Raw genomic sequence first — 20,311 nt, forward strand, 5'->3', positions numbered from 1 at the left:
GTACAAACAAAAAAGCCCGGCAGGGCCGGGCTTTTCAGGCAATCAAGCGTCCGCGATTACTCTTCGGGACGGATGTTCGAAGCCTGCTTGCCCTTCGGGCCTTCCGTGATGTCGAAGGCGACACGCTGGTTTTCAGCCAGGGTACGGAAACCCTTGGACTGAATTGCGGAGAAGTGAGCGAAGAGGTCCTCGCCACCGCCGTCCGGCGTGATGAAGCCAAAACCCTTGGAGTCGTTGAACCACTTGACGGTACCAGTTGCCATGTTTGAAGCGTCCAGAAAAAAAGTACAAAAAACCGGGCCGGGCCCGGCATGGACGAGAATCAAGGAGGAAGGGGATTACTACTGGCGCGCCGCAAGTAGCGGGCACTGCGATAAAACCACTGCAACACTGCTTGAAAATCGTGTCCGGGACTATGGAGATTTTGAAACTGCTTGGCAAGCGTTTTTTCGCGCCCGGCAGATCAATGGCTCCTACTTGCCCGCTTGGGCAGAAAGCTGGGCTGGCCTCATGATTGAGGGGGTTTCCGGCGCACGCTGACGATCTGGTATACCCCGCCGAAGATGCTTTCCTTATGCCAGCTGAAATCAGCGGCTTGGGATGCGAAATGCGAGATCTCGTGATTCCACAGTGCTTCGGCAAAAGGCTCGAGCAGGCGGTTGACCCATTTGAGGATGTAACGGACAGGTTGCCAGCGAGCGGGGCGGTGGTAATCGACGAACAATACTTCGCCATGCTCAGGCATCTGCGCCAGCATGTTGTCGACGATGCGGCGTTTCCAGTCATCCGGTACTTCGTGCAGCAGGAAAAAACTGCAGATCAGATCGTAAGGACGGCCGTCTCCATGATGCAGGGCTGCATCCTGGCGGATCACGCGCGCCCAGGGCAGGGTGCCGATCTTGCGTTTACCGTGGGCGATCTGGATCGGCGTGATGTCGGTCAGGTGGAAGGCGCCCTGGCTGCCAGCGCGTTGCGCCGCCAGCTCAACCAGATCGCCGTACACGTGCGCCACTTGCCAGACCCGCATGCCAGGCTGAATGCGAGAGAGATAGCGACGCATCAGTCGGCGATCGTTACCGAATAGCAGAGTCTTGACCACGAGATTGTGATCAAGCCAGCGCACCCAGGCCGGGTCGACATAGGCCCAGTCATAGACATCGGTCATGTAACTCGGCATTTCGGGAGAGGCTGGCGGGATGTGGCGGGGGCTTGCTGCATCCCGCTCGGCTGTTTCATAGGTGGTATCGATCATAGCGTGAAACCTGTTGCGAACCCGGGAAACGATAGCAGCGGCTAATGAATACAGTCTTGCGCTGGACCAAATCCGGCTGACTCCGGGCTTCATCTGCCTGAAACATGTGGGCCATAGCATCCGCCCGGTTTCAACCCGAACAAAACAGAGAGCCATGAACAAACCTGCAGAACACATTTCGCCGCTGGATCCGGATGACATTGGTTTTAACACCTCTGGCAATGAACACATTCAGGACGTGCTGGGTGCCCGCCGTTCCTTTCTGAAGGGCAGCGCCGGAGCCGCGGTTGCTTCGCTCTTTGGCAGCCTCGGGCTGGCTGCCTGTGGTGGCGGTAGTTCCACCTCGGAAGCGGCTGCCGCTGTCGTCAGTTCTTCGTCCTCTGCCGCTTCCTCGGCAGCTGCCAGTTCTGCTGCAGCGAGCTCTGCGACCACCAGCCTGCTGGGTTTCACACCGGTGGCCAAGAGCTTGGCGGATGTGTTCACCGTGCCGAGTGGCTATACCGCCACGGTGATCTATGCGCTGGGCGATCCGCTCAGCGCTGCGACGCCTGCGTTCAAGAACGATGGCACGGATAGCGATTTCGAAAATCGTGCTGGCGACTGCCATGACGGTATGGAGTATTTCGGCCTTTCGGCTGCGGGCCTGCCGGATCAGAGCAGCAGTGATCGCGGCCTGCTGGCCATGAATCACGAATACATCAACCAGACTTTCCTGCATGCCAGTGGCCCGACCTCGGGCACGCGCCCGGCCGCCGAGGTGGACAAGGAAGTGGCGGCACACGGTGTCTCCGTGGTCGAGATCAAGAAAACAGGGGGCAAGTTCGCGACCGTGCAGTCCTCTTCTTTCAATCGTCGTGTCACTGGCCTGACCGAGATCGAGATTGCTGGCCCGGCTGCCGGCCATGCCCTGTTGAAGACGAAGTTTTCGCTCGACGGCAAGAAGACGCGTGGCACGCTGAACAATTGCGGCACCGGCAAGACTCCCTGGGGCACGCTGCTGACGGGCGAGGAGAACTGGTCCGGTTACTTCAAGCGCGCCAGCGGCGATGATGCCCTGCGTGACGCGAAGAGCGTGACTTCGCTCAACCGTTACGGCCGCAAGCAGAACACCAGCAGCCGTTATGGCTGGGAAACCGCGGGGGCGGACGACAAATATGCTCGCTGGAACATCAGCGTCACGGGTAGTTCTACCGATGGTTCGGATGACTATCGCAACGAGCTCAATGGCCAGGGCTACATCACGGAAATCGACCCCTACAGCAAGAGCGCGGTGGTACGCAAACGCACGGCGCTGGGGCGCTTCAATCATGAGGCAGCGGCTGTTTCGAAGCCTGTCGCAGGCAAGCCTCTGGCGGTATATATGGGCGACGATGCCCAGAACGAGTACGTCTACAAATTCGTGTCGGCCGCCAACTGGGATGCTGCGGATGCAAACCCGCTGGACCGCATTGCTACCGGTGACAAGTACCTGAACAACGGCACCCTGTACGTGGCGAAGTTCAATGCTGATGGTTCGGGCAACTGGCTCGAACTGTCGCTTGGCAACAGCACCGTCAAGAACTACGCGACTTACGCGTTTGCAGATCTGGGCGATGTGGTGATCAACGCTCGTCTGGCGGCGGATGCGGTCGGCGCGACGAAGATGGACCGCCCCGAATGGTGCTCGGTGAATCCGGCCAACGGTGAGATCTACTTCACCATGACCAACAACACGAGCCGTACGGCCGCCACAGTGGATGCGGCCAACCCGCGCGCCTATACCGATACCAAGGGGGCCTCGACGACGCAGAACGGCAACGTCAACGGTCACATCATCCGCATTGCTGAAAGTTCGGCCAATCCGGCTGCCACGAGCTTCAAGTGGGATGTGTATGCCTTTGGTGCCGAAGCGACTGCGGCGGCGGGCGTGAATCTTTCCGGTCTGGATGACAGCAATGACTTCTCCAGCCCGGATGGCCTCGGTTTCACTCAGAGCAGCGGCATCTGCTGGATCCAGACCGATGACGGCGCCTATACGGATGTCACCAACTGCATGATGCTGGCGGCATTGCCGGGCACGGTGGGTGATGGCGGTGATGTGAGCGTCACCAGTGGCAGCACCACGCTTACGACCAAGATGGGTGCCAAACCGGGTACCAAGCTCAAGCGCTTTCTGGTCGGCCCCTACGATCAGGAGATCACCGGGGTATGCGAGAGCCCGGATGGCAAGACCCTGTTCGTGAATGTGCAGCACCCGGGGGAAGGCTCTGTCGTGGCCAATATCGCGGATCCGAGCAAGTACACCAGCCAGTGGCCCAGCAACGCGGGCTATGGTGCTGGCAAGCGTCCGCGCTCGGCGACCGTGATGATCACCCGCAATGACGGCGGCCTGATCGGTTCCTGATCGCAAGCGCTGGTGCAAAGCCGGAGCCTGTATGGGCTCCGGCTTTTTTATTGGTTCGGCGGGCGGAAATCGAGTGCTGTGGCAGTCGCGGGGGCGCCGTGCACATTGATGACATCTTCGTCTGTCAGAGGGGCGACGAGTGGAATGTGGATGTAGAAACAGGTGCCGCCACCGGGTGAACTGATGAGCTGGATCTGGCCACCGAGCAGGCTGGTGACGATGTTGTAGACGATGTAGAGCCCGAGGCCGCTGCCGCCCTGGCCGAGGCGGGTGGTGAAGAAGGGGTCGAAGACGCGGCTTTGTTTCTCCGGCGGGATGCCGATGCCGTTGTCGGAGAGCATCAACACGATTTCATGATCGCCTGTCTGGCTGGCCGAAATGATGATTTCGCCGCTCTCGCCCGGTTTGAAGGCGTGCACGGTGGAGTTGGTCACGATATTGCTCACCACCTGATCCAGTGGCCCAGGGTAGCTGTTCAGGCGCAAACCTTCAGGAATGTCGATGGTGATCCCGTGATGTTGTTTGCGCAGGCCCGGTGCGAGTGTTGCCACCACTTCCTGCACCGTTTGCAGGAGATCGAATTCGCGTCGCTGGGCACTGGTCTGGTCGACGGCCACCTGCTTGAAGTTGGACACGAGGGTCACGGCGCGCTCGGCGTTGCGCTCGATCAGCCGGCAGCCCTCTTCGCACACATGCATGAACTCCGCGAGATCCGAGCGGCGCAGCCCGCCGGCTTCGACCAGTTTCTGGATTTCGTGTACCTGGTCGCGCAAGGAGCTTGCCGCAACCAGCGCATTGCCCAGTGGGGTATTGAGTTCGTGGGCAACACCCGCCACCAGATTGCCCAGCGAGGCCAGCTTCTCGCTCTGCACGAGCTGCTCCATGGCCTGCGAGAGCTGCTCGTTGGAGCGTTGCAGTTCGGCGGTGCGCTCGGCGACGCGCTGCTCCAGCGTCTGGTTGAGGCGTCGTACCTCGGCTTCGGTGGCTTTCTGCGCCGAGATGTCCTTGGCCGTGCCGCGGTAGCCGCGAAATTCGCCTTTCAGCCCGAGGATGGGCTCACCGCTGGCCAGCAGATGGATGACTTTGTTGTCCGGCAGAAGCAGCGCGAACTCGAAGTCGCGGAAGGCCTGATGAGCCTCCACCGTGCGCCGATGGGCCTGCCACTCCTCGCGGTAGCCGCTGATGCGGGGGTTTTCCCAGGCACGGATGCCCAGCGAGAGAACGTTGCGGGCCAGCAGATCACCGGCGCGCTGGCCCGAGAAGGCGGTGTACTGGCACAGCTCGTTCTGTTCCCAGAAGAAGTCGCTGGACATGTCCGACAGCGAGCGGAAGCGCCCCTCGCTGTCACGCAGGGCCTGCTCGGCGAGCTGGCGTTGCTGCGAGCTCTGGCGAAAGTCGCGCAATGCGCCGGCCAGACGCCCCAGCTCGTTGCTGCCTACATCCGGTACCTGCGGGCTGAAATCGCCACCCGAGAAGGCTTCCACGGTGCGTAACAGGGCCGCGAGTGGCTCGCGGATGGAGCGTGCCACGAGGGTGCCGAAAAGCAGGGTGATTGCGATTACCAGCAAGCCGAGCAGGATGGCAATGCTGTTGATGAAGGCCAGCCTGCGGGTGTAGTCGGTCCGCAAGGCTTGCTCGATACCGGCGTAACGGCTGTCGATCGAGCGTGCGGCACTGGCGATCACCGACTGGCTGGCCTCGATCTTGTGTTCCATGATGTTGGCGCGGTTGGCGTAAGCGCGTTGCAGGCTGCCGAGCCCGGAGATCATGGTGTGGACGCGGGCCTTGAGCTCCTGCAGGGCGCGTCGCTCGATATCGGTATCGGCGAGCGGTTCGAGCACCGGCGCCAGCTGAGCGACACGCTCAAGCGAAGTGCGGGTGGCGAGGCTGATATGAGTCTCGCGTTTGGCGTAGTAGGCGTTCATCTTCAGCAGCGAGTCGTTGAAGGCCTGGATCAGCGACAGCGATGCCGGCCCGATCAGGGTCTGTCCTTTGCGCTGGGTGCTGCTGTTGAGCACCATGGTGAGCAGGCCCGCCGCTTGCTGGCTGGGCTCGAGCAGCTGGGTCTGGTAGGTCTGGTCGATCTCGGTGTTGATCTTCTTGAGCTCGTAGTAGCCCGTCATGAAGGTCTGCAGGGCATTGCGCAGCAGGGTGACGCTTTCGGCGTAGTCGCTTTTCTCGCGGGCCTTGGTGTTCAGCTCGATGAATAGTTGTTCGGTGCTGCGATCGATCTGGTGCATCAGCTCATCATCGGAGGAGCCCAGGTATTGCCGGATGCCGGCCTGCAGGCGCGCGGTTTCGGTATTGAAGTGTTGCAACTGGCGTTGCTGCGTGTTGAGTTGCTCGATGGCATTGAAGTAGCCGTCCTTCACGATGCTGCTGAGCAGGCTCAGCAGCAATAGCAGCAGCAGCCCGCCCACATTGAGCAGCGTCAGGTATTGCAGGCGGCGCTGGATGGGCGTGGCACGCAGCCAGACCTGCAAACGTTCGCGAAGTTTATCGGCGATCGGGAGCGTCATTTGACGGCGCGTATCCTCTTGATCAGATCCTGTTGTGGCGGGCTGCCCGTGAATTGAGCGTACAGGGGCTGTACGGCTTCGGCAAACCGGGCCAGCTGCTCGCGTGGCAATTCGACGAATTTCACACCAGCGAGGCGCAGGGTGGCTTCAACCCGCTCCTCGCGCTGCTGCCACATGTCGCGCATCATCGGTACCGATTCTGTGGCCGCGGTCCTCAGCAGGGCTTGCTCAGTGGGCGTGAGCTTGTCCCAGCTGATCCGGGAGACGACGAGGACGTCAGGCGTCATGGTGTGACGGCTGAAGGTGTAATAGGGCGCGTGCTTGTAATGCTCGGTGCTGGAGTAGGACGGCAGGTTGTTTTCGGCCGCGCTGATCAGTCCGTTGCTGAGTGCGTTGCCGGTTTGCGAGAAGGGCAGCTTGACCGGCTTGGCCCCCAGCTTTTCGAACACCGCCATCGACAGATCTGAGGGCTGAACCCTGATTTCCAGATCCTTCAGGTCTTCCAGGCGTTGAACGGGTTTCTTGCTGGAGTACAGGTTGCGGGTGCCTGAATCGTAGAAGGCCAGGCCGATGAGGCCGTAAGTACGCAATGAGTCCAGCACTTCGCGGCCGATCGGGCCGTCCAGCACCTTGTGCTGATGCTCGCTGTCACGGAACAGATAGGGCAGCGAAAGCACTCGTGTCAGTGGAGAAAGCCCGTCCAGTGCCTGCGCGCTGATCCGGTTCATATCCAGCTCGCCGCTCTGCACCAGGCGCAGCAGCGGGGCCTCGTCACCGAGCAGGCCAGACGGGAAGACCTGGATGGCGAGCTTGCCGGCACTGCTTCTGTTCACTCGTTGGTGCATGAAGAGCATGGCCTGGACGGTTGGATAGTCTTCCGGATGAACATCCGCAGCGCGCAAGCTGCGCACGCCACCGGTGTTTTCCAGCGCCTGCAGCGTCGGGCTGGCGAAGAGGCAGGCCAGGAGCAGGCTGGTGAGCAGGTGTTGGAGGCTGCGGGTGGGCAGGCGCATGGGCAGAGAGTCCTTGGTCAGCGGATGGCAGGACGCAGTTCGGCAGGAAGATCGCGCTGATGGTGGCGGCGATAGATGTGGTTCAGGCTGCCGTCACGCAGACGGTTGCCGAGCCAGCCATTGACCTGTTCGCGGAGCGCTTTCTCCTGCCGTGGCAGCCCGATGGCGAGATCGAACTCTTTCTGCACGAATTTTTCCTCAAACAGCGCCTTGCCGGCTTCGCGGTTGATTTCGTCAAGCACGGCGTACTGACTCGAAAAGATGTCGACCTTGCCTTTGACGGCCGCTGCGATCAGCTGGGCGTCGCTGTCGAACCCCTGGATGACAGACTGTCCGGCGTATTGAGCAAGGAGGGCGGCGTTTGAGCTCTTCAGGGTTACGCCGATACGCTTGCCGGCGAGGTCCGGATAGCTGCTGATGGCTTGTCGCGGATGAGCGGCGATGATGGTGTAGAGGCGTGCGTAAGGGATCGAGAAGCTGATCTGCTGCTCCCGCTCGGGGGTGATCGAGAGACTGGAAATCACCATGTCCACTTTGCGGGCTTCCACCGCGCTGACCCGCTCCGCATTGCTTAGCGCAACAATCTGCAACTCCAGCCCCCAGTCGCGTGCCAGCAGGCGTGCCGTGTCAACATCCGAGCCTTGCAGGCTCTGCTGTGCGTCCAGATAGCTGAAGCGGGGTACGCCAACGGCGATGCCTACCTTGAGCTTGCCAGCCTGGCGAATCTCGCTCAGCAGATCGGCCCGGCCAGGGCTGCTGAGCAGCAAGGTGAGGGCACCGAGCAGGACAAGGCTTTTCTTCATGGCAGGGTTTTTCCTTTCGGCCGCACCGGCACGATCGAGGCGGGCAGCGCATGGCCGTGGTATTTGCGGTAAACGGTGTCAAGACTGCCGTCCTGAAGTCGGCTGACCACCCAAGCATTCACCCAGTCACGCAAGGGCTTCTCGCTCTTGGGCAGGCCGATGGCGATATCGAATTCCATCTGGGTGAAGTGCACTTGCAAGGGCTGGCGGGGTTTTAGGGTGTTTGTCTTTTCGACGATGCTTGCCGGGGCTGACATGATGTCGAAATCTCCGGCCAGGTAGGCCTCGGCGAGGCGGTCATTCTCCGGGTATTCGATGATCCGGGCGCCTGGGGCATTACTGCGCAGGTGTGCGAGGTTGGAGCTGGCCGCCAGGGCGCCCACCGTCTTGCCGTTGAGATCCAGCACCGATGAGAGATGCATTTTTGCCGGCGCGGCGATGACGACGGCGATGGTGGCGTAAGGCACGGAGAAGGCAATCAGGCGCTCGCGTTCTGGGGTGATCGAGAGTGCTGAGAGCACCAGGTCTGCACGCCGCTCCTGCAACACGCTGATACGTTCCGCGTTGCCAATGGATACGAGTTCCAGGCGTGCGCCTAGGTCCTGTGCCAGCAATGCAGCTGTTTCGGGGTCGGAGCCGGTCAGCTTGCCCTGTGCCGTATGGAAATTGAAAGGTGGCACCTCCCCGGCAATGGCAATCCGGACTCGCCCGCTGGAGCGGATATCCGCCAGCAATTCTCCCCTGGCGGGCAAGGTGTTCAGCAGGCTCAGACAGCTCAGGACAATGCTGAAAATTATGTGCGGGCAGTGCATGGCGTGTTCCTGAGGCTACACAGTGCGGCTAGGCTGGGCGTCATGAAGGCATTCTGGCCTTGGGCAAGGTGGCGGGCAGGACCGAGTCAGGCAGCGAATGGCCATGATGGCGGCGGAAAATCTCGTTGAGCTGGCCATTGCGCAGATTCTCGCCGACCCAGGCGTTGATCCAGTTGCGCAGGCTCGCATCTTCCTTGCGAATGCCGATGGCGACCGGATATTCGCGCTGGATGAATTTTTCCTCGATCTGGCGCTGGGCGGGCAAAAGTCGATTGAGCAAGGTAATCGACGCGCGCTGGCAGGAGATGATGCTGAACTGTTGACTGAGAAATGCCTTGAGCAGGGCGGGCTCATCGTCGAACTCAATGATCCGGGCTTGGTTGGCGTATTGTTTGAGCAGCGCTCCGTCCGAAGTGTTACGGCCAACGCCGATGCGCTTGCCGGCAAGATCTCTATAGCCATTGATGGCTTCTGTGGGCGGAGCGCCGATCACCAGGGCGATTGAGGCGTAGGGCAGGGAGAAGGCGATCTGTTGCTCCCGCGTGGGCGTAATCGAAAGCGCGGAGATGATGATGTCGGCGCGCCGCTCGAGCAGAGTGGTGATTCGCTCGGCATTGCTGACGACGACAAATTCAGGTTTCAGGCCAAGATCGCGTGCTAGTTGGCGGCCGGTGTCGGCATCGGAGCCGCTCCAGCCCAGGCTGGGGTCAAGCTGGCTGAAGCTCGGCAGGCCGTTGATGATGGCGATGCGAAGCTTGCCGGACTTGCGGATCTGTTCGAACTGGTCAGCATGGGCAACTGGCGCCGCGAGGAGGCCGAGCAAGCTCGCCGCCAGTATCCAGGCTCGGGAAATACTGAACATGAGGCCTTGTCTCCTCCCTCTGCGGGGCTTTGTTATGGTTTCACGCCTACGGTTTAACGACCTAGTAGGGTCGGGCTTGAGCGGTGCAGTGGGCTTTTCCGGCCGGGCTGTTTGCCGTTGTCAATTATGGCCCGGTTTGAGCAGCCGGGCCGCTCTGCGGTATCATTCCCATTTCCCGCTCTGGTACTCCCATGACCAAGTACGTTTTCGTCACGGGCGGTGTCGTGTCCTCGCTGGGCAAAGGCATCGCAGCGGCCTCACTCGGGGCCATCCTGGAGTCACGCGGCATCCGCGTCACCCACCTCAAACTCGACCCCTATATCAACGTCGACCCGGGCACCATGAGCCCTTTCCAGCACGGCGAAGTCTTCGTGACCGAAGACGGTGCGGAGACCGACCTTGATCTTGGCCATTACGAGCGCTTTACCAGCGCCAAGATGACCAAGCGCAACAACTTCACCACCGGTCAGATCTACGACACCGTGATCCGCAAGGAGCGCCGTGGCGAATATCTGGGCAAGACGGTGCAGGTGATTCCGCACATTACCGACGAGATCAAGGCTTCGATCAAGCGTGGCGCCGAAGGTGCCGATGTGGCGATCATCGAAGTTGGCGGTACGGTGGGCGATATCGAGTCCCTGCCTTTCCTTGAAGCCATCCGCCAGATGGGCATCGAGGAAGGTCGCAGCAATACCTGCTTCATGCACCTGACGCTTCTGCCTTACATCGCGACGGCAGGCGAGCTGAAAACCAAGCCGACTCAGCACTCGGTCAAGGAATTGCGTGAAATCGGTATTCAGCCTGATGTGCTGCTGTGCCGCTGCGATCGCGAAATTCCGATGGAAGAGCGACGCAAGATTGCACTGTTCTGTAACGTGATGCCGGAAGCCGTGATCGAAGTGCAGGATGCGGACTCGATCTATAAGGTGCCGGGCATGCTGCACGAGCAGATGCTGGACGAGATCGTCTGCCACAAACTGGCGATCCTGGCCAAGGCGGCCGATCTGTCGATCTGGGAAAAGCTGGTTTACGCGCTGGAAAATCCGCTGCGCGAAGTCGATATCGCCTTTGTGGGCAAATACGTCGACCTGACCGAATCCTACAAGTCCCTGATCGAAGCGCTGAAGCACGCCGGCCTGCATACTGAGAGCAAGGTCAATCTGCACTATCTCGATTCTGAAGACATCGAGAAGAATGGTTGTGACGTGCTCAAGAAGATGGATGCGATTCTGGTGCCGGGCGGTTTTGGCAAGCGCGGCACGGAGGGCAAGATTGCTGCGATCCGTTTTGCTCGCGAGAACAAGATTCCCTATTTGGGCATTTGCCTGGGCATGCAGCTGGCCACCATCGAATTCGCCCGCCATGTCGCCGGGCTAGAAGGCGCCAACAGCACCGAATTCGAGCCGCAAGGTCCGCATCCGGTTGTGGCGCTGATTACAGAGTGGCTGGATCGCGAAGGCCGGGTCGAGACGCGCAGCGAAGGTTCTGATCTGGGCGGCACTATGCGCCTCGGTTCGCAAACCTGTCCGATCAAGGCCGGCACACTGGCGGCCAGCGTTTATGGTGCCAAGGTGACCGAGCGCCACCGCCACCGCTACGAAGTGAATAACGTTTATGTGCCCAAGCTTGAAGCGGCCGGTCTGGTCATTTCAGCGCGCACACCGACCGAAAACCTTCCGGAAATCATGGAGTTGCCGAAAGATCAGCATCCTTGGTTCATAGGCGTGCAGTTCCACCCGGAATTTACCTCCAACCCGCGCAACGGCCACCCGCTCTTCATTGCCTATGTGAAGGCAGCCATTGCTCAACGTGAGGGCAAGTGATGAAACTCTGCGGCTTTGATGTCGGGCTGGACAAGCCTTTCTTCCTGATCGCCGGCCCCTGCGTAATCGAGTCGCGCGAGATGGCACTCGAAACAGCGGCCGAGTTGAAGGCCATCACCAGCGAGCTGGGGATTCCCTTTATCTACAAGTCGAGCTTCGACAAGGCTAACCGCTCCTCGGGCAAGAGCTTCCGTGGCCCGGGCATGGATGCCGGGCTGGAAATTCTCGCCGAAGTGCGCGCGACCCTGAACGTGCCGGTGCTGACCGATGTACACGATGAAGAAATGATCACGCGCGTGGCTTCCGTCGTCGATGTGCTGCAGACGCCCGCCTTTCTGTGCCGCCAGACCGACTTCATCCACGCCGTGGCCACCTGCGGCAAGCCGGTGAACATCAAGAAGGGGCAGTTCCTGGCTCCGGGCGACATGAAGCAAGTCGTCCTGAAGGCCAAGGAAGCTAATGGCGGGCTGGACAACATCATGGTCTGCGAGCGGGGTGCTTCCTTCGGATACAACAATCTCGTCTCTGACATGCGCTCGCTGGCGATCATGCGCGAGACGGGCTGCCCGGTCGTCTTTGATGCAACCCACTCGGTCCAGTTGCCTGGCGGGCAGGGGGACAAGAGTGGTGGTCAGCGTGAGCATGTGCCGGTGCTGGCGCGTGCCGCCGTGGCTGCCGGCATTGCCGGCCTGTTCATGGAAACCCACCCGAACCCGCCTTGCGCGATGTCTGACGGCCCGAATGCTTGGCCCCTGGGCAAGATGCGTGAGCTGCTGAGCACGCTCAAGGCGATAGATGCCGTGGTCAAGCAGCAGGGTTTTGCAGAGTTGAGCCTGTGATTACTCACGTCGTCTTGTTCAAGCTGCTTCCGGGCTTTACGGCCGACAGCGCGCCGGTGCAGGCCTTCCATGCGGCCATGCTTGAACTGCCGGGCAAGATTCCGCTGATCAAATCATGGTCGTGTGGCTTCAATACCGTGCCGGATGCCCAGGCGGCGCACTACGTGCTGGTGGCCGGGTTCGAGAGTCAGGCGGATCTGTTTGCTTACTTTGAGCACCCGGCGCACGTCGCCGCGGTGTGTTGTCTGGATGGCGCGGCCGAGCTTCTTTTTGGCGATATTGCTGCCTGAAAGTACGGTGAGTCTGTGTGTAGTCAACCGGATGAAACCTTGATTGCGTAGAATTACGCGGTTTTTGGCTGACTGGCGCACCCCCTGCGCCGGTGAGCAAGCCCGGCGCAAGCCGGAACTCATTGAATCGATTAACAAGGGAAAAACACATGAGTGCAATTGTTGACGTGATCGCCCGTGAAATCCTCGACTCCCGTGGCAACCCCACCGTTGAAGTCGATGTGCTGCTTGAATCCGGCGTGATGGGCCGTGCTGCTGTGCCGTCGGGCGCTTCCACCGGCTCGCGTGAAGCCATCGAACTGCGCGACGGCGACAAGAGCCGTTACCTGGGCAAGGGCGTGCTGAAGGCCGTTGAGAACGTCAACACCGAAATCTGTGAAGCCCTGGTTGGCTTGGATGCTGAAGAGCAGACCTACATCGACCGCGTGATGATCGAGCTGGACGGTACCGACAACAAGGCTCGCCTGGGGGCCAATGCGCTGCTGGCTGTGTCGATGGCCGTGGCCCGCGCTGCGGCTGAAGAAGCCGGCCTGCCGCTGTATCGTTACTTTGGCGGTTCGGGTCAGATGACCCTGCCGGTGCCGATGATGAACATCATCAACGGTGGCGCACACGCCAACAACAGCCTGGACTTCCAAGAATGCATGATTCTGCCGGTGGGCGTATCGAGCTTCCGCGAAGCCGTGCGTTGCGGCGCTGAAATCTTCCACAATCTGAAGAAGATTCTGGACAAGAAGGGTTACCCGACGACCGTGGGTGACGAAGGCGGCTTCGCTCCGAACGTCTCCGGTGCTGTTGAAGCGCTGGAACTGATCATGGAGGCCATCGCTGCTGCTGGCTACGAAGCTGGCAAGGACGTAATGCTGGGTCTGGACTGTGCTGCCTCGGAGTACTACAAGGATGGCAAGTACGAAATGCACGGCGAAAAGCTGTCGCTGACCTCCGCTCAGAACGTGGATTTCCTGGCCAATCTGGTCGACAAGTTCCCGATCATCTCCATCGAAGATGGCATGGCCGAACAAGACTGGGACGGCTGGAAGCTGCTGACCGACGCGCTGGGCAAGAAGGTTCAACTGGTGGGCGACGATCTGTTCGTGACCAACACCAAGATCCTGCAAGAAGGTATCGACAAGGGCATCTGCAATTCCATCCTGATCAAGGTGAATCAGATCGGCACCCTGACTGAAACTTTCGCCGCCGTGGAAATGGCCAAGCGCGCCGGCTACACCGCCGTGATCTCGCACCGCTCGGGCGAAACCGAAGACAGCACCATTGCTGATATCTCGGTGGGCCTGAACGCTGGTCAGATCAAGACGGGTTCGCTGTCCCGTTCGGATCGCGTCGCCAAGTACAACCAGATTCTGCGCATCGAAGAAGATCTGGGCGAAATCGCCGTGTATCCGGGTCGTGCGGCCTTCTACAACCTGCGCCTGAAGTAATTCGGCGTCGGAACTAGCGGGTACAATCAGGGCGCACTGCGGTGCGCTCTTTTTGTATCTGCTTCAGCCCCACTCGCCGATCACAGACTTTCTACTCATGCGCTGGCCTGCCCTGATCTTTTTAGCCTTGCTGCTTGCCCTCCAGTACCCGCTCTGGTTCGGCAAAGGCAGCTGGCAGGATGTACGCGAGCTGCAGACGCGTCTGGAGGCGCTGCAGGAGGCTAATCAGCAACTGGAGCAGCGCAATGCTGATCTCGCGGCAGAGGTCAAGGATCTGAAGTCGGGTTACGAAGCGATGGAAGAAAAAGCGCGCTTCGAACTCAATCTGGTCAAACCCGGCGAGGTTTTTGTGCACATCCCGGACGAGCCTGTCACGGCAGTCGGCCGCTGAGTTTGCGTTTTGGTTGATGCCGCCAGAGGGCGTCAGTCAAACAGGGTGCGTGCGCTGGTAAAGCGCTGGGCGTAGTAAGCCATGTCCAGCCGGTCGATGCGGACCTTGCCACGCGTAGAAGGCGCGTGTACGAAGCGCCCGTCACCCAGGTAAATACCCATATGTGAATAAGGTTTGCCGCTGGTGTTGAAGAACACTAGATCCGCAGGCTTGAGTTCCTTGCGTGCCACCTCACGCGTCTGCGCTGCAATCTGCGCGGCATTGTGCGGCAGGCGGCGGCCACTGGCTTTCTCTACCACCAGACTCACCATGCCGCTGCAATCCAGTCCGGCTTCCGGATTGCGTCCGCCAAACTGGTAATTGGTTTCGAGCAAGGCCATGGCCTGCAGCACGATCTCGTTGGCGGTTTGCTGATCTTCGAAGCGGAGGTGGGCGGGGCGCTTGTCCTCCGCTGAGGGGCTGGGAGGGGCGGGCGTGGACGGAGTGCTTGAGCAACCTGCAAGCACTGCCAGCCCACACGCCAAGCCCAAGAGCGTCAGTTTCATGCCGCACCGTTCTTGAGACTTTGGTCTTGATGTTTGGCGATGGCTGCCGAGGGTAGCAAGAGAGCGAAATTCCAGCACCATCATCACATCTCCAGCCAGAAAGTTACCGGGCCGTCATTGACCAGACTGACTTGCATGTCGGCACCAAACTCACCCGTCGCTACATCTGGGTGAGCTGCGCGGGCGAGTTCTACGAAATGATCGAAGAGCTCGCGTGCTTCCTCCGGCGGGGCTGCTGGCGTAAAGCTTGGCCGCGTGCCTTTCTTGGTGTCCGCCGCCAGCGTGAATTGGGAAACCAGCAGGAGTCCGCCACCTGTATCCGCTAAAGAGCGATTCATCCGGCCGGCTTCGTCGCCGAAAACACGGTAGGCCAACAGCTTGTCCAGCAGGCGGCGCGTGCTGGCTGCGTCATCTGCGCGCTGAATGCCGATCAGGGCGAGCAATCCTGGGCCGATTTCACCTGTCAGGCGGTTTTCAACATGCACCGAGGCTGAACGGACTCGCTGAATCAGCGCAATCATTCTTCGATCCGGCGCAGGCCCTTGCGAAAGCGCGCTGCGTTCTCAACGTAATGGACGGCCCCTGCTTCGATGCGGGCCACTTCCTCGTCCGTCAGCTCACGAATGATCCGCCCAGGCGTTCCCACAACTAGCGAGCGATCAGGAATCACCTTGCCCTCAGGAATCAGTGCCTTGGCGCCGATCAGGCAATGCTTGCCGATCACGGCGCGATTGAGGATGACGGCGTTCATGCCGATCAGCGTTCCATCACCCACGGTGCAGCCATGCAGCATGGCCATGTGGCCGACCGATACGTTCTCGCCGATAGTGAGAGGGATTCCTTCGTCGGTATGCAGGATCGCGCCATCCTGGATGTTGGAGTTCGCGCCCACCGTGATCGGCTCGTTGTCGCCACGCAGAATGGCGTTGAACCACACGCTTACGCGCTCCCCTAATTTGCTTCGGCCGATCACTTGTGCCGAATCGGCGACCCATGCATCCTTGCTGAGTTCTGGTTTCTGGTCATTCAGGGCGAAAACTGCCATTGCCGAGATCCTTGATTTATCTATGCTTGCTGCGCTGCAGCCAGCCGCAATCATATCAGCGCCAACGCCTTGGACGGCATGGTTGGCGGTATTCAATAAGCCCAAGCTGACGCCTAGCGGAGGCAAACTGACGAAATTTGTCAGCAGGAAAGATCGGAAGATAGTGTTGATATGCCTTTGGTGTTGTGGGGGATTTTTTAGCTGTATGATTTTATTGATAATTTTTTATTTTCGTTCGGGTAGGCATGAAACTGGCTTCTAGAGGCTAGCGGAATCCCTCCGTATTCTTCCTCAAGGAGATCACTATGAAGCGTATTCAACAGGGCTTTACCCTGATCGAACTGATGATCGTTGTTGCGATCATCGGTATTCTGGCCGCCGTTGCTCTGCCGGCATACCAGGATTACACCAAGAAGGCCAAGGTTTCAGAAGTTGTGCTGGCCGCCAGCTCGGCTCGGACGTGCGTGACTGAGATTTTCCAATCGTCCAGTGGATCCTCTATTCCTAGTTCAGTTACGTCCTGCGCTAGCTCAAATGTTACCAAGTACGCGGGATCTGTTGCTGTTTCGACTACGAATATTATCGTGAGCGGGGTTGGTGATATTGCTGGAGTTGTCGTTACTCTGACGCCTGGGATTGTTAACAACTCGACCCTTACTTGGGTTTGCGGTGGCACGCCCACTAGCTTGATGCCGGGCTCCTGCCGCGGCTGATCGGCTTGCGCTTGAAAAAAAGGCCACCTTGAGTGGCCTTTTTTAATGCCGTATCTCCTTGTTATAAGGGATATCTGTTCGTCATTGTTTGGATTGCTTGGCGACTCAGGTGCTCGCTGTTTCTTTGTGGTTAGGGTTTGGAAGAATGCGCTGAATATGATGAAAATTTTTGAGCGGTTTTTCTCTCGTTTCGGGGGTGCTGTTGCCCTCTCAGCCAAGTGGGTCGAGCATCTGCGCTCGATGGATCTTGAGCGAATGCGAGCCGCCTTTCAGGTTGCAGCTGGGAGTGATGTCTTGCCGGATTTTTCTGCATTGAGGGACAAAGCTGTGGCGCTTGGCTGGAGTGGGGTGATGCTCGATAAGCTTTGCGCCTATCGGGAGCTGTACGGCAGCGAGGTTTCTCAGGGCTACCAGAGGGTGCTGGTTGGTGGTTTGGCGCATGATGATTTCAAGATGATGTTGGTTGCAGTTGCGCGCTGCTATGAATTTCAGCGCTATGTTGAAGCGTGGCAGATCTTTAGTGACTTTGATCGCCGCAATGTTCCTGCAGGCGAGGAGAGCGAATACCTGGGCCAGGGGATAGCACTGGTCCTAGCATCCCGACGCGATATTGTGCAGGCACGAATTTTTGCAGATGAGGCCATGGAACATGGCTATCTCACCATGTTCCTCGCCATGAATGCCTGTGTAGTTTATTTCGAGCTAGGTGACCACGCCAAGGTCAGGGTGCTCGAAGACTTCATGGTTCAGGGGTTTTCGACAAGTCCTTATGTGCTGCAGAGCCTTGGCTGGCTGGCGCTGGCTCGAGGCTATTATGGTGAAGGCTTTCGCTTGCTCGAGGCTCGTCAGGCTTTGCCTGAGTTGAGGGTGGAAGTTCCAGCGCATTTATGGGAGCGCGAGCGCTGGACGGGCGAGACCGTCAAAGGGCAGCGTCTGCTTGTCTATGAAGAGCAAGGTATTGGTGACGCCGTGATGATGGCGCGTTATCTTGCTGAACTGAACGACAAGGGCTTCAAAGTGCTTTTTGCAGCGCGCCAGCAGATCATTTCCTTGCTCGAAGGCTGCATGCCCTATGTGGAGTACGTGGTGCGCTCGCCACGGAATTGTGCGGCGTGTGAGTTTGATCGCTGGGTGCCGATGATGAGTTTGCCCCATTTTATGAATACGGTAGTGTTCAATGTGCCGCGCAGGCGGGGTTTTCTGGCCGCACCCGATGAGCAGCGCGCCTACTGGCGTGAGCGGGTTGGGGAAAAGTCAGCAAGGGGGGGGCTCAGAGTTGGCATTGCGTGGTCTGGAAATCCGGATCACAAATTTGATAAACGGCGTTCACTGGCCTTTTCGGAGGTTGAACCGGGTATCCGCTCTCTTCCGGGGGTTGATTTTTACGCCTTGCAAACGAGTACGCCGGATATATACCCCGGGAATCTGTATGTAATGTCCGAAGAATTTACAACCCTGTCAGATACGGCTGCGCTGATCGAATTGATGGATATCGTGATTTCAGTGGATACCTCAGTTGTCCACCTTGCCGGTGCGCTTGGCAAGCAGACGCTTCTGATGCTGCCCTATCGTTACGAGTGGCGCTGGGGGCTGGAGGGTGAAACAAATCCTTGGTACGAATCCGTTCGGGTTCTTCGTCAGTCCCGTCATGCTGACTGGTCAGATGTGCTCGCACGTGTTTTTGAGATCGAATTGCCGAAACTGTCACGCGAAGGTGTGCATTGATGTTCGGATGGTTCTCCAGAAAATCAGTAAGCAAACTCCCTTCTACATTGCAGGCGGCGCTTGAAACACATTCCTATCCGGATGTTGCGACTGAACTCCGGTCCTGGCGCAGCAAAAACGATATTGCAGAGGATGAAAATAAATTACTCAAGGCGGCGAAGTCCTGTGGTTGGGATGATGGCTCGTGCAGAAAAATAAGTATTTTTCTGCGATTTTACCGCAATGATTATTCGGGGGCCTTTTTACTTTCAAAAGATCTGATCAATCCTGGCCAAAGATTTGATGCGGATGTCTTTGTGCTTTGCATCAATATCCTTCACCAGAATAATCAGTTTGAAGATGCGGCCCGATTGATTGGAACGATTTCTGCCGAAACCCCGCTTCTCTGTGAGCGGGGGGATTATTGGACATCGCGTGCCTCGGTGTGCTGGTCCGTGAACGACATGCCCGGGGTGGATGAGGCTATTGGCCGAGCGCTGATATTGGAACCGGATAATCGGAACACTCTTGAGATTTCGCTGCCCATGTATTGGGAGTTGGGATGTCTGGATAAGTTCGAGGCATCCCGGTCACATCTTGCCGCGCTGGGGCTCGCTTCCAGTTACCCCTATTCCCTGTGTTTGCTGGCTTCTGGGGATTATCTGGCTGGTTTTGAAGCGATGGAGGCTCGCTATGAACTCGATGAAGCACATCGTTATTTGAATCAGGCCTTGTTGAACTTGCCACGCTGGAATGGTGTGGAGGATGTGGATGTTGGAATCCTCGTTAGTTCAGAGCAGGGTTTTGGTGATGGTATTCAAATGGCGCGCTATTTTCATCAACTAAATTTGCTTACGGATAAACCTGTGGCTGTCGAGGTTCAGCCTGAAGTATTGTCGCTTTTTGAGCATAATTTTCCAACTATCCGTTTTGTCGTACGTGAGCGTGGCCAGCGGCCGGCGGTTGATTTTGATCGCTGGATTGGCATGATGAGTTTGCCGTGGATTTTCAAAACACGCCTGGATAATGTGCCGCTGTGTTCAGGCTATTTGACGGTGCCGGAAGATAGTTGTGATTACTGGCGTGAGCGCGTTGCCGGGCTTGCCCGTGCTGGTAAAAAGCGCATCGGTCTTGCCTGGTCTGGGCAGCCAGCACATCGTGCTGACAGACGGCGTTCCATTCCTTTTGTGAAGATCGTCGATTCGATACGTGTTTGTGATGCGGATTTTTTTGCACTGCAGACTGTGGTGCCGGAAAATCTACCTGCCAACATTTTCAATGTATCTGAAGAGTTGTTGACTTTGGCTGATACTGCTGGATTGATTCAGCAAATGGATTTGGTCGTGGCGGTAGATACTTCGGTTGTACATATAGCGGGAGCTCTGGGTAAGCCTACCTTGTTGTTGTTACCATTTCGCTATGAGTGGCGATGGGGCGTCGAGGGGGAGAGTAATCCCTGGTATGAATCCGTGCGGGTTCTCCGACAGCTGCAGGCAGGTGATTGGGATGAAATGCTGATGAAGGTTTTTAGAAATGAAATTCCATGTCTTGATGAAAGGGCTGTATATGGGAATGCTCGCTGATATTTTTTCCAATGTCCCCGTAGCTTTTGCTGATGAACTGGTGGCCAAGATTACTCGCCAGTTTCCGCCCGCAAGTGAAGCTCAGCTTGAAAAAAAAGGAGCTCAGCGCAGGCTGGAAGGAATTGTTGAACATGTAATGAAAGATATTGATGCTTTCCAGAATAAAAATAAACTTGGTTGGATTGGAAAGGCTCGTTTCGGCAATGCCGTTAGGTGGCGCTTGATCGAGAAGGGCTACTCCAAGCAATTCTCTGAAGCTATAACGGAAGGTGTTGTTCGTCAGATTGCTGCGTGA

The 20,311-nt window shown here is 58.3% G+C and carries 21 protein-coding genes; 11 read left to right on the forward strand and 10 right to left on the reverse strand.

Features of this window, described 5'->3' with window-relative positions:
* Positions 1–56: 56 nt before the first annotated feature.
* Positions 57–263 (reverse strand): cold-shock protein, encoded by a 207-nt coding sequence (locus Q3Y64_RS01500; RefSeq protein ID WP_101942515.1) that lies wholly within the window; start codon positions 261–263, stop codon positions 57–59.
* On the opposite strand from Q3Y64_RS01500, the gene Q3Y64_RS01505 reads away from it, so the two are divergent.
* Complete coding sequence (locus Q3Y64_RS01505) at positions 262–540, forward strand: hypothetical protein (RefSeq protein ID WP_143707410.1); 279 nt, start codon at positions 262–264, stop codon at positions 538–540. The two genes, Q3Y64_RS01500 and Q3Y64_RS01505, sit on opposite strands and share 2 nt — an antisense overlap.
* Here Q3Y64_RS01505 and rquA read toward each other — a convergent pair.
* Positions 509–1,252 carry a rhodoquinone biosynthesis methyltransferase RquA gene (gene rquA, locus Q3Y64_RS01510; RefSeq protein ID WP_303559658.1) on the reverse strand — a complete coding sequence of 248 codons (744 nt, stop codon included), beginning with the start codon at positions 1,250–1,252 and terminating at the stop codon, positions 509–511. The two genes, Q3Y64_RS01505 and rquA, sit on opposite strands and share 32 nt — an antisense overlap.
* Positions 1,253–1,406: 154 nt before the next feature.
* Between rquA and Q3Y64_RS01515 the strand changes: the two genes are divergently transcribed.
* On the forward strand, positions 1,407–3,635 hold the full coding sequence (locus tag Q3Y64_RS01515; RefSeq protein WP_101942516.1) for a PhoX family phosphatase: 2,229 nt from the start codon (positions 1,407–1,409) through the stop codon (positions 3,633–3,635).
* Between the two features lie 47 nt (positions 3,636–3,682).
* Here the strand turns inward: Q3Y64_RS01515 and Q3Y64_RS01520 are convergent, their stop codons facing one another.
* From Q3Y64_RS01520 to Q3Y64_RS01540, 5 genes are read right to left on the reverse strand one after another with little or no spacing between them, the layout of a single operon-like run.
* The gene (locus Q3Y64_RS01520) at positions 3,683–6,154 is read right to left on the reverse strand and encodes an ATP-binding protein (RefSeq protein ID WP_101942517.1); all 2,472 of its coding nucleotides are present in this window, start codon (positions 6,152–6,154) and stop codon (positions 3,683–3,685) included.
* Entirely contained in the window at positions 6,151–7,167 is a 1,017-nt protein-coding gene (locus Q3Y64_RS01525) for a TRAP transporter substrate-binding protein (RefSeq protein WP_303559660.1), read from the reverse strand. Before Q3Y64_RS01525 ends, Q3Y64_RS01520 begins: the two co-directional genes overlap by 4 nt.
* 17 nt (positions 7,168–7,184) lie before the next feature.
* Complete coding sequence (locus Q3Y64_RS01530) at positions 7,185–7,970, reverse strand: transporter substrate-binding domain-containing protein (RefSeq protein WP_303559661.1); 786 nt, start codon at positions 7,968–7,970, stop codon at positions 7,185–7,187.
* Positions 7,967–8,782 (reverse strand): transporter substrate-binding domain-containing protein, encoded by an 816-nt coding sequence (locus Q3Y64_RS01535; protein WP_303559663.1) that lies wholly within the window; start codon positions 8,780–8,782, stop codon positions 7,967–7,969. The genes Q3Y64_RS01530 and Q3Y64_RS01535 overlap by 4 nt, the downstream gene beginning before the upstream one ends.
* Positions 8,783–8,822: 40 nt before the next feature.
* Entirely contained in the window at positions 8,823–9,644 is an 822-nt protein-coding gene (locus Q3Y64_RS01540) for a transporter substrate-binding domain-containing protein (protein ID WP_303559665.1), read from the reverse strand.
* 191 nt (positions 9,645–9,835) lie between these two features.
* Here Q3Y64_RS01540 and Q3Y64_RS01545 point away from each other — a divergent pair, with 191 nt between their 5' ends.
* The 5 genes from Q3Y64_RS01545 (at position 9,836) to ftsB (ending at position 14,426) form a co-directional block, all read left to right on the forward strand.
* Positions 9,836–11,467: a CTP synthase gene (locus Q3Y64_RS01545; protein ID WP_303559667.1), complete on the forward strand. Its 1,632-nt coding sequence runs from the start codon at positions 9,836–9,838 to the stop codon at positions 11,465–11,467.
* Positions 11,467–12,306 (forward strand): 3-deoxy-8-phosphooctulonate synthase, encoded by an 840-nt coding sequence (kdsA, locus tag Q3Y64_RS01550; RefSeq protein ID WP_303559669.1) that lies wholly within the window; start codon positions 11,467–11,469, stop codon positions 12,304–12,306. Before Q3Y64_RS01545 ends, kdsA begins: the two co-directional genes overlap by 1 nt.
* Positions 12,303–12,596: a Dabb family protein gene (locus tag Q3Y64_RS01555; protein ID WP_303559671.1), complete on the forward strand. Its 294-nt coding sequence runs from the start codon at positions 12,303–12,305 to the stop codon at positions 12,594–12,596. Before kdsA ends, Q3Y64_RS01555 begins: the two co-directional genes overlap by 4 nt.
* Before the next feature lie 149 nt (positions 12,597–12,745).
* Positions 12,746–14,035, forward strand: coding sequence for a phosphopyruvate hydratase (gene eno, locus Q3Y64_RS01560; RefSeq protein ID WP_101942525.1), 1,290 nt, complete (start codon positions 12,746–12,748; stop codon positions 14,033–14,035).
* A gap of 97 nt (positions 14,036–14,132) precedes the next feature.
* Positions 14,133–14,426, forward strand: a complete 294-nt coding sequence (gene ftsB, locus Q3Y64_RS01565) for a cell division protein FtsB (RefSeq protein WP_101942526.1) — start codon at positions 14,133–14,135, stop codon at positions 14,424–14,426.
* 32 nt (positions 14,427–14,458) lie between these two features.
* Here ftsB and Q3Y64_RS01570 read toward each other — a convergent pair whose 3' ends face one another.
* The 3 genes from Q3Y64_RS01570 to Q3Y64_RS01580 all read right to left on the reverse strand — a co-directional run bounded on the left by Q3Y64_RS01570 (position 14,459) and on the right by Q3Y64_RS01580 (position 16,016).
* Positions 14,459–14,971, reverse strand: coding sequence for a C40 family peptidase (locus tag Q3Y64_RS01570; RefSeq protein ID WP_101942527.1), 513 nt, complete (start codon positions 14,969–14,971; stop codon positions 14,459–14,461).
* An 83-nt stretch (positions 14,972–15,054) separates the two neighbouring features.
* Positions 15,055–15,492 carry a D-aminoacyl-tRNA deacylase gene (gene dtd, locus Q3Y64_RS01575; protein ID WP_303559674.1) on the reverse strand — a complete coding sequence of 146 codons (438 nt, stop codon included), beginning with the start codon at positions 15,490–15,492 and terminating at the stop codon, positions 15,055–15,057.
* Entirely contained in the window at positions 15,489–16,016 is a 528-nt protein-coding gene (locus Q3Y64_RS01580) for a gamma carbonic anhydrase family protein (RefSeq protein ID WP_303559676.1), read from the reverse strand. Before Q3Y64_RS01580 ends, dtd begins: the two co-directional genes overlap by 4 nt.
* 305 nt (positions 16,017–16,321) lie before the next feature.
* On the opposite strand from Q3Y64_RS01580, the gene Q3Y64_RS01585 reads away from it, so the two are divergent.
* The 4 genes from Q3Y64_RS01585 (at position 16,322) to Q3Y64_RS01600 (ending at position 20,311) form a co-directional block, all read left to right on the forward strand.
* Positions 16,322–16,729 (forward strand): pilin, encoded by a 408-nt coding sequence (locus tag Q3Y64_RS01585; RefSeq protein ID WP_303559677.1) that lies wholly within the window; start codon positions 16,322–16,324, stop codon positions 16,727–16,729.
* A gap of 156 nt (positions 16,730–16,885) precedes the next feature.
* The gene (locus Q3Y64_RS01590; protein WP_303559679.1) at positions 16,886–18,454 is read left to right on the forward strand and encodes a glycosyltransferase family 9 protein; all 1,569 of its coding nucleotides are present in this window, start codon (positions 16,886–16,888) and stop codon (positions 18,452–18,454) included.
* Positions 18,454–20,016 (forward strand): glycosyltransferase family 9 protein, encoded by a 1,563-nt coding sequence (locus Q3Y64_RS01595; protein ID WP_303559681.1) that lies wholly within the window; start codon positions 18,454–18,456, stop codon positions 20,014–20,016. The genes Q3Y64_RS01590 and Q3Y64_RS01595 overlap by 1 nt, the downstream gene beginning before the upstream one ends.
* A complete protein-coding gene (locus tag Q3Y64_RS01600) occupies positions 19,967–20,311 on the forward strand; it encodes a hypothetical protein (RefSeq protein ID WP_303559683.1) in 345 nt (114 codons plus the stop codon). The genes Q3Y64_RS01595 and Q3Y64_RS01600 overlap by 50 nt, the downstream gene beginning before the upstream one ends.

Origin of the sequence: Uliginosibacterium sp. 31-12 (assembly GCF_030548425.1) — a bacterium.
Classification (GTDB): Bacteria; Pseudomonadota; Gammaproteobacteria; order Burkholderiales; family Rhodocyclaceae; genus Uliginosibacterium; species Uliginosibacterium aquaticum.